Annotated in this window: 6 protein-coding genes; 3 read left to right on the top strand and 3 right to left on the bottom strand. The window is 73.3% G+C overall.

Features of this window, described 5'->3' with window-relative positions; all coding sequences use genetic code 11:
* Nucleotides 1-30 precede the first annotated feature (30 nt).
* Nucleotides 31-678 (bottom strand): GntR family transcriptional regulator, encoded by a 648-nt coding sequence (locus ACZ6H8_RS13740; protein WP_464147452.1) that lies wholly within the window; start codon nt 676-678, stop codon nt 31-33.
* Between the two features lie 128 nt (nt 679-806).
* Complete coding sequence (locus ACZ6H8_RS13735) at nt 807-2,159, bottom strand: MFS transporter (protein WP_464147450.1); 1,353 nt, start codon at nt 2,157-2,159, stop codon at nt 807-809.
* A 189-nt stretch (nt 2,160-2,348) separates the two neighbouring features.
* On the opposite strand from ACZ6H8_RS13735, the gene ACZ6H8_RS13730 reads away from it, so the two are divergent.
* Entirely contained in the window at nt 2,349-3,239 is an 891-nt protein-coding gene (locus ACZ6H8_RS13730) for a sugar phosphate isomerase/epimerase family protein (RefSeq protein WP_464147449.1), read from the top strand.
* Nucleotides 3,240-3,288: 49 nt separating this feature from the next.
* Nucleotides 3,289-4,059 carry an SDR family NAD(P)-dependent oxidoreductase gene (locus tag ACZ6H8_RS13725; protein WP_464147448.1) on the top strand — a complete coding sequence of 257 codons (771 nt, stop codon included), beginning with the start codon at nt 3,289-3,291 and terminating at the stop codon, nt 4,057-4,059.
* A 269-nt stretch (nt 4,060-4,328) separates the two neighbouring features.
* Here the strand turns inward: ACZ6H8_RS13725 and ACZ6H8_RS13720 are convergent, their stop codons facing one another.
* On the bottom strand, nt 4,329-5,072 hold the full coding sequence (locus ACZ6H8_RS13720) for a hypothetical protein (protein WP_464147447.1): 744 nt from the start codon (nt 5,070-5,072) through the stop codon (nt 4,329-4,331).
* A gap of 196 nt (nt 5,073-5,268) precedes the next feature.
* Between ACZ6H8_RS13720 and ACZ6H8_RS13715 the strand changes: the two genes are divergently transcribed.
* Complete coding sequence (locus ACZ6H8_RS13715; RefSeq protein WP_464147445.1) at nt 5,269-8,721, top strand: proline dehydrogenase family protein; 3,453 nt, start codon at nt 5,269-5,271, stop codon at nt 8,719-8,721.
* The last annotated feature ends 146 nt before the right edge of the window (nt 8,722-8,867 follow it).

Genomic DNA, 8,867 nt, shown 5'->3' with positions numbered 1-8,867 from the left:
ACGGTGGGCGGGGCGCACCCCGACGCGGGGCTACGCCGTGAGGGTCGCCGCCGCCTGCATCATGTGCGCTCGGATGACGTGCACCGCGTGGTCCTCATCGCCCGACGCGATGGCCTGCACGATCTCGCGGTGCCGCTCCGTGTCCATGTTCGACCTCGCCCGCTCATGGCCGGCGAACATGATCGACATGCGGATCGACCCCTCCAGCTGCCGCCACTGATGCTCGAGCGTCGCGTTCTCGACGAAGCGGATGAGGTCGCGGTGGAAGTCGAGGTCGGCCTCGATCCACGCCGTCACCGTGCCGCCCTCGGCGAGCCGCATCCGCTCGATCGCCGCGTGCAGCACGGCCACGGCGCCCTCGATGCGGCCACCGGAGATGATGAGGCGGGCGGCGAGCGCCTCGAGGGCGCCGCGCACGAGGAAGATGTCCTCGATCTCGCGCGCATCGAGGTTGCGCACGCTCAGCCGGCCGCGAGCGCCCGCCTCGAGCAGGCCCTCCTGCTGCAGCTGCCGCATCGCCTCGCGCAGCGTGCCGCGGGAGATGCCGAGACGCTCCGACAGATCGGTCTCGACCATGTGGGTGCCTGGCACGATCTCGCCGCTCGTGATCGCACGACGCAGCGAGACCACCGCGAGCTCGCGGAGGTTCGTGCGGTCGAGCCCGACGAGTGCGCTCATGCCGTCCCCCCTAGGTCTGCGAAGAAGGATACGGGGCGGATGCTGTGCGCATCCGCCCCGTCGAGCAGTACGGTGCCCGGCCGCCGTGTCGCTGGCGGACGGCCGGGCACCGATCCTGCAGCCGCGCGTCAGACGGCGCGGGCGAGCCTGTCGCCGTCGGTCGACGCCTCCGCCTCCGCCTCCTCGGCGAGGGCGCGCTCGCGCGGACCCCACGTCTCGCGAGTGAGGAGCGCGGCCGTGAGGCCGATGAGCGCGTACGCACCGAACAGCAGTGCCGGGCCCAGCCATCCGAGCGCCACGAACAGCAGCGTCGTGATGAAGGGCGTGAAGCCCGACACCATCGCCGAGATCTGGTACGCGAGCGACGCGCCCGACGAGCGGGTCTTCGCCTGGAACAGCTCGGGGAACCACGCGCCCTGCGCGCCGGCGAGCGCGTTCTGGCAGACGGAGTAGGCGAGCACCATCGTGATGATGATGAGGAAGAAGACGCCCGTGTTCACGAGCAGGAACATCGGGATCGCGAAGAGCGCCGCGAACGCGGTGACGCCGATGTACAGCGGCCTGCGCCCGATGCGGTCGGTGAGGTTCGCCCACGCCCACGTCGCGACGATGCCGATGCCGGCGCCGATGCACAGCGCCGTGAGCGTCTGCGACGGCTCTGCGAGACCCTCGCCGTTGATGTAGCTGATCATGTACGTCACCGACACCGCGTAGCCGGCGGTCTCGGCGATGCGCAGGCCGATGCCGCGCAGGATGTTGCGCCAGTCGGTCTTCACGACCTCCACGATGGGCGATCGCACGATGTCGTCCTTCGCCTTGACGTCCTCGAAGACGGGCGACTCGGGCACCTTCGCGCGGATGACGAGGCCGACGGCGACGAGCACGATGCTCGCGAGGAACGGCACGCGCCACGCCCAGTCGCCAGGCAGGTGCACCGAGACGAGGAACGTGAGGTTCGCCAGCAGCAGCCCGACGGGGAAGCCCGCCTGCACGATGCCGGTGAAGGCGCCCTTGCGTCGCCACGGCGCGTGCTCGTAGCTCATGAGGATCGCGCCGCCCCACTCCGCGCCGAACGCGACGCCCTGCACGATGCGCACGGTCACGAGCAGGATGGGGGCGACGATGCCGACCTGCGCGTACGTCGGCAGGAGGCCGATGACGAACGTCGCGAGCCCCATGGCGATGAGGGATGCGACGAGCACGGGCTTGCGGCCGATGCGGTCGCCGAGGTGGCCGCCGATGACGCCGCCGAGCGGGCGGGCGAGGAAGCCGACGCCGAGCGTCGCGAACGACAGCAGCGTGCCGACCAGGGGATCCTCGGACGGGTAGAAGACGGTGCCGAAGTACAGCGCGGCCGCGGTGCCGTAGCCGATGAAGTCGTACGTCTCGATCACGGCGCCCACGCCGGAGCCGACGGCGACGCGCTTCGCCTCGGGAGTGCCGCGGACGGGGCCGCGCATCGCAAGAGCCTCGGTGCTCATGGTGTCCTCTCCTGGTCAAGGATGCCTCGACGTCAGGGGACTCACGAGCCACACGACGCTGTCGGCAGACGCCAGCATGCACGCATTCCTGTTGACTGTCAACAGTCGACCCGCTACGGTCGCTCTCGGTGCGGATCAGCCGCGCCGCTCGGCGCAGAGCGGACCGGATGCGCCACGTGAGGACCGACGATGACGTTCCCCGAGAGGCTCGGCTGCTCCACGATCTCGTTCCAGCACCTCGCGCTCCCCGACGCCCTCGACGACGTGCGCGCGCTCGGGTTCCAGGAGATCGACCTCGGCGCCCTCCCCGGCGTCTGCGACCACGTGCCCTTCGAGCTCGACGACCGTGCGATCGACGCCGTCGCCGCCACGATCGCTGCCGCCGGCATCCGCGTGCGCTCGGTGAACGGCGACGTCGGCGACCTGAACGCGCCCGCCGCCGACCCCGCCGCGCGCCGCGCGCACCTCGAGCGTCTCCTGCGCCTCACCGCCGCCATCGGCGCCGAGGCGCTCGTGCTGCCGTGCGGAGCGCTCGACCACACGCCGGCTGCGACGCTCGACGTCGACGTCGCCCGCATCGCGCACGAGCTCGCCGTCGCCGCCACGCTCGCCGAGCAGCACGGCACCCAGGTGTGGGTGGAGTCGATCCACTTCCTCCGCCTGTGCTGGAACGCCGAGCGCGCCGCGATGCTGCACGAGCGCACCCCCGAGTCCGTGCGGGCCGTGCTCGACGTCGCCCACGTCGTCGCCGCCGACGACGCGCTGGTCGACGTCGTGGCGACGTGGGGCGGTCGCACCGCCCACGTGCACCTGCGCGACGCCGTGCCCGGCGACTTCGCGAAGCCCATCGGCGGCGGCACCGTCGACTTCGCCGCAGCCTTCTCGGCGCTCGCCGCCTCCGGCTACGACGGCGCGTTCACGCTCGAGCTGCCCGCGCGCGCCTACACCGACGACGCGACCTCCACGTCGACGCCCGCCTTCCGCGCCGAGCGGCTCGCGAGCATCGACGCCGCAGCACGACACGTCGCGCCCCTGCTCGAGGCCGCAGGCCTCGCGCACCGCGGCGTGCCGTCGCGGTGACCGTCGACCCTGCACGCCACCGCCGACACCGATCAGAAGAAGGAGCACCATGACCACTGCACGCACCGCCATCGTCACGGGCGCCGCGAGCGACCGCGGCATCGGCATGGCCGTCGCCGACCGCTACGCCCGCGACGGCTGGGCCGTCGTCATCCTCGACCTCGACGGCGAGCGCGCAGCCCACGTCGCCGCCGAGATCGGAGCACGCCACGGCGTCGCCCACCTCGGCCTCGCCGTGGACGTCGCCGACGAGGCCGCCGTCGAGGCGGCCCGCGCCGCCGTCGCCGCCGAGGTGGAGGCCGGACGCCTGCCCGTCGTCGGCGCGCTCGCGAACGTCGCGGGCATCACCTCCCCCGTGCCGTTCCTCGAGACGGACCTCGCGCTCTGGAACCTCGTGATGTCGGTGAACGCCACGGGCACCTACCTCATGACCAAGGCGTTCCTGCCGCCGATGCTCGAGGCGGGCTTCGGCCGCATCGTGAACATGTCGTCGGTCTCGGCGCAGCGCGGCGGCGGCGTGTTCGGCAAGGTGCCGTACTCGGCGGCGAAGGCGGCGATCCTCGGCTTCACGAAGGCGCTCGCTCGTGAGATCGCCGACTCCGGCGTGACCGTGAACTCCGTCACGCCCGGCGCGGTCGACACGAACATCCGCGTCGGCACGACGCCGGAGCTCGAGGCGCGCATCGCCGCCGACATCCCCATCGGCCGCGTGGCGTCGACCGACGAGATCTCGGCGGTCTTCGCGTTCCTGTCGAGCGAGGATGCGTCGTACCTGCAGGGCACGAACATCGACGTGAACGGCGGCAGCCACCTGCACTGAGTGGCGCAGGCGCCGCCCCGCCGCTCCCGTCGCTCCCTGCGGTGCGAGCGCAGCGAGCCCACCCCGATCCCTGAGGTGCGAGCGCAGCGAGCCTCGAAGGGGGCCGTGACCACCGGATCGCGGGTTGGGCCCCTTTCGAGGCTCGCTGCGCTCGCACCTCAAGGAGCGGTGCAGGGGGGCACCGCCACGACCGAGGAGGAGCGGTGCAGGGGGCGTCGCACCCGACCGAGCAGGGGCGGGTCGGAGGACGCCGCTGCGCCGACCGCGGGTCAGTGCGGCAGGGAGTCTCGCTCGAGCAGCGTCTCCCACTGCGGCGGCTCGGGCTCCTCGACCTCGGCGGCCGGTCGCGTGGCGTGGGCGAGCAGCCACCATGCGACCATGCCGGTCGCGGCGGCGATCGCCACGTTCATCGCGGCGGCGATCACGAGCGCCACGATCGTGCCGACCATCTCGGCCCCACCTGCGGCGAGCCCGGTGATCCCACGATCGAGCAGCGGCGAGAGCAGGGTCGAGAACGGCGCGGTGAAGATGTTGAGCACGACGCGGGCGCCGAGCGCGATCCCGAACGCGCCGAACGTGAGCCTGACGGGCCGGGCGTAGCCCGCCGCCCGCAGCACGCGCACGCTGACGAGCGCACCCACGACGAACGCCGTGACGCCGACCACGACGAGCGCCGCGCCGACCCACGGCCACGGGCCGAACTGCAGCGCTGCGATGCTCGCGTCGGCCGCCGCGACGTCGACGTCGACGAGCACCGACGACAGCCAGCGCACGAGCGACTCGACGAGCAGCGGCAGCAGGAGCAGCAGCACGCCGAGACCCGTCACGTCGAAGCCCAGCAGCATCATCGCGCCGCCGACGCCGCCGGCGAGGCGCGCGCGACGCGTCATCTGCTGGGGCAGCCGGGGCCTGGGCGGCGGTGCGATGGAGGCGGCGTACGCGCGCTGCGCGTCGAGGTTGGGGACGTGCGTCGACAGCGGGGACTCGAAGTCCTGGCGCTCGTCGCTCGTCACCATCCCATGATCCCGGCTCGGGCTGGATCCCCGGTGAGAGCGACGCCGGTCCCGTGCCCCGGTCGTGACGGACGCGCGCATCGACCATCCTGGAATTCCGATGATCACCCTGCGGATTCGTTCGCTGTTGCCGCATGGTCGACGGTCGCAGACTGTCCCTCACGGGCCACGTCGGCGTGGACCGGAAGGGACGGCCATGACGCTCGACATCCGCGACGACCAGCGTCGCGACGACGCCACCGACGAGGCACTCGCCGAGGAGGCCATCGCGCTCGTGCGCCACTGGCTGCGCGAGGCCTCTGGCATCCCCGCCGATGCCGCAGGCGCCCGGCTCGCGGGCGTGCTGCGCGACCCCGCTGGCCTCGACTTCACCGTCGGCTTCGTCGACGGCGTCGTGCGCCCCGAGGATCGCCGCGTCGCCGCACGCACGCTGCGTGCCATCGCGCCGAACGTGCCCGGCTTCCTGCCCGCCCCCATGCGCGCCGCCGTACGCCTCGGCGGCCTGCTCGCCCCCGTGCTCCCCCACGTCGTCGTGCCCATCGCTCGCCGCGTGCTGCGCGGCATGGTCGGGCACCTCATCGTCGACGCGACCGACGCCCGCCTCGGCCGCGCCATCGCCTCCTTGCGCCGCGACGGCGTGCGCCTCAACATGAACCTGCTCGGCGAGGCCGTGCTCGGCGAGGACGAGGCGCGCCGCCGCCTCGCAGGCACGCGTGCGCTGCTCGCGCGCGACGACGTCGACTACGTGTCGATCAAGGTCTCCTCGACCGTCGCCCCGCACGACCCGTGGGCGTTCGACGCGGCCGTCGACGACGTCGTCGAGCAGCTGCAGCCGCTGTTCCAGCAGGCCGCCGAGGCGCCGACGCCGAAGTTCGTGAACCTCGACATGGAGGAGTACAAGGATCTCGACCTGACGATCGCCGTCTTCACGCGCCTGCTCGACCGCCCCGAGCTGCTCGGGCTCGAGGCCGGCATCGTGCTGCAGGCGTACCTGCCGGATGCGCTGCCCGCCATGGAGCATCTGCAGACGTGGGCGGCCGACCGCCGCGCCCGCGGTGGCGCTGGCATCAAGGTGCGGCTCGTGAAGGGCGCGAACCTGCCGATGGAGCGTGCGGAGGCGTCGCTGCACGGCTGGCCGCTCGCGACGTGGCACTCGAAGCTCGAGTCCGACGCCGGCTACAAGCGCGTGCTCGACTACGCACTGCATCCCGACCGCATCGCGAACGTGCGCCTCGGCGTCGCAGGCCACAACCTGTTCGACATCGCCTACGCGTGGCTGCTCGCCGGCAGGCGCGGCGTGCGCGAGGGCGTCGAGCTCGAGATGCTGCTGGGCATGGCGCAGGCGCAGGCCGAGGCCGTGCGACGCGACGTCGGCAGCCTGCTGCTGTACACCCCCGTCGTCGCGCCAGCCGAGTTCGACGTCGCGATCGCCTACCTCATCCGCAGGCTCGAGGAGGGCGCGGCGAGCGACAACTTCATGTCGGCCGTGTTCTCGCTCGACGCCGACGAGACGCTCTTCGCCCGCGAGCGCGACCGCTTCCTCGCCTCGATCGCCGCGATGGCGGAGCCTGCCCCCGCACGCCACCGCGTGCCCGACCGCTTCGCCGCCGTGCCCCGCTCGGTCGACGGCGCGTTCCGCAACGCCTCCGACACCGACCCGTCGGTGCGCGAGCACCGCGCATGGGTGCAGGACGTGCTCGCGCGCGTGCCCGGCTCGACGCTCGGCGTCGACGCCGTCGCAGCCGCGACGCTGCCGGATGCGGCAGCGGTCGACGCGTGCATCGCGGATGCGCACGCGGCCGCCGAGGCGTGGGGCGCGATGACGGGCGCCGAGCGCGCGATCGTGCTGCACCGCGCCGGCGAGGAGCTCGAGGCCAGGCGCGGCGACCTGCTGGAGGTCATGGCGTCGGAGGCGGGCAAGACGATCGCGCAGGGCGACCCGGAGGTGTCGGAGGCGATCGACTTCGCGCACTGGTACGCCGAGCGCGCGAAGGAGCTCGACGACGTCGACGGCGCCACCTTCACGCCCGCGCGCGTGACGGTGATCACGCCGCCGTGGAACTTCCCCGTCGCGATCCCCGCAGGCGGTGCGCTCGCGGCGCTCGCGGCAGGCTCGGGCGTCATGTTCAAGCCTGCGCGCGTCACGGCACGCTCCGGCGCGCTCGTCGCCGAGGCGCTGTGGGCGGCGGGCGTGCCGCGCGACGTGCTGCAGCTCGTGCAGGTCGCCGACCGTGCCGCATCCAGGCGGCTCGTCGACCATCCGCTCGTCGACCGCGTCATCCTCACGGGCGCGTACGAGACGGCCGAGCTGTTCCGCTCGTTCCGCCACGACCTGCCGCTGCTGGCCGAGACGAGCGGCAAGAACGCCATGATCGTGACGCCGTCGGCCGACCTCGACCTCGCGGTCAAGGACGTCGTCGCCTCCGCCTTCGGCCACGCAGGGCAGAAGTGCTCCGCGGCGTCGCTCGTGATCCTCGTGGGCTCTGTGGCGCGCTCGCGCCGCTTCCGCACGCAGCTGCTCGACGCCGTCGCCTCCCTCACCGTCGGCCTGCCGCAGGATGCGACGACGCAGATGGGGCCGCTCGTGGAGCCCGCCGCCGGCAAGCTGCTCGACGGCCTCACGCGACTCGCGCCCGGCGAGTCGTGGGCGATCGCGCCGCGCCGGCTCGACGAGGAGGGGCGCATGTGGACGCCAGGCGTGCGCGACGGCGTCGCCCGCGGCTCCGAGTATCACCGCACCGAGTACTTCGGGCCGATCCTCGGCATCATGACCGCTGCGACGCTCGACGAGGCTATCGCGATCGTCGACGAGATCGACTACGGCCTCACCTCGGGGCTGCACTCGCTCGACCCCGCCGAGATCGACGCGTGGCTGCGCGGCATCCCCGCCGGCAACCTCTACGTCAACCGCGGCACGACGGGCGCGATCGTGCAGCGGCAGCCGTTCGGTGGGTGGAAGCGCTCGTCGGTGGGCCCCGGCACGAAGGCGGGAGGCCCGAACTACCTCGTGGGACTCGGCTCCTGGTCGACGCTGCCGGCCACCACGGGCGCGACGCCGACGCACCCTGGCGTGCGCGACCTGCTCGCCGAGGCGGCGCGGGCGGTGCCCGCAGCCGAGGCGGAGCGGCTCGAGCGCGCCGTGCGCAGCGACGAGGCCGCCTGGGTCGAGCGCTTCGGCACGGCGGCCGACGTCTCGCAGCTCGAGGCCGAGCGCAACCTGCTGCGCCACCTGCCGTACCGCGAGCCCGTGCTCGTGCGCCTCGCGCCCGGCGGCTCGGCCACCGACGCGCTGCGCACGCTCGCCGGGGCGGCGCGCGCAGGTGCCCGCACGATCGTGTCGACGGCGGCGGCGCTGCCCGTCGACGTCCAGCGGGTGCTCGGCGACGTCGTCGTGTCGGCGACCGTCGAGGACGACGCCGCGTGGGCCGAGCGCGTGCGTGCCCACGGCGGCGGACGGGTGCGGCTCGTCGGCGCTGCCGCAGGCACGGTGACGGCCGTGACGGGCGGCCGCCCCGACCTCGCGGTCTACGCGGACGAGGTGACGGAGGCGGGGCGCATCGAGCTGCTGCCGTACCTGCAGGAGCAGGCGGTGTCGATCACGGCGCACCGCTTCGGCACGCCGAACCACCTGACCGACGCGATCGTCTGACGCCGGCGCGGCGCCCGGCCGGGGCGCCGCGCAGCGCACGGCTCCCACGAACGCGGCGCCGTGGGTGCGCGTGCTCCTTTCGAGGCTCGCTCCGCTCGCACCTCAAGGGGCGGGAGGGGGGCGCCCCGCGCCGAGCAGCAGCGGGA

Source organism: Agrococcus sp. AC640b (assembly GCF_979255995.1).
Note: the sequence above shows the minus strand (reverse complement) of the source record. Positions and strands in the feature narration are given on the sequence as shown.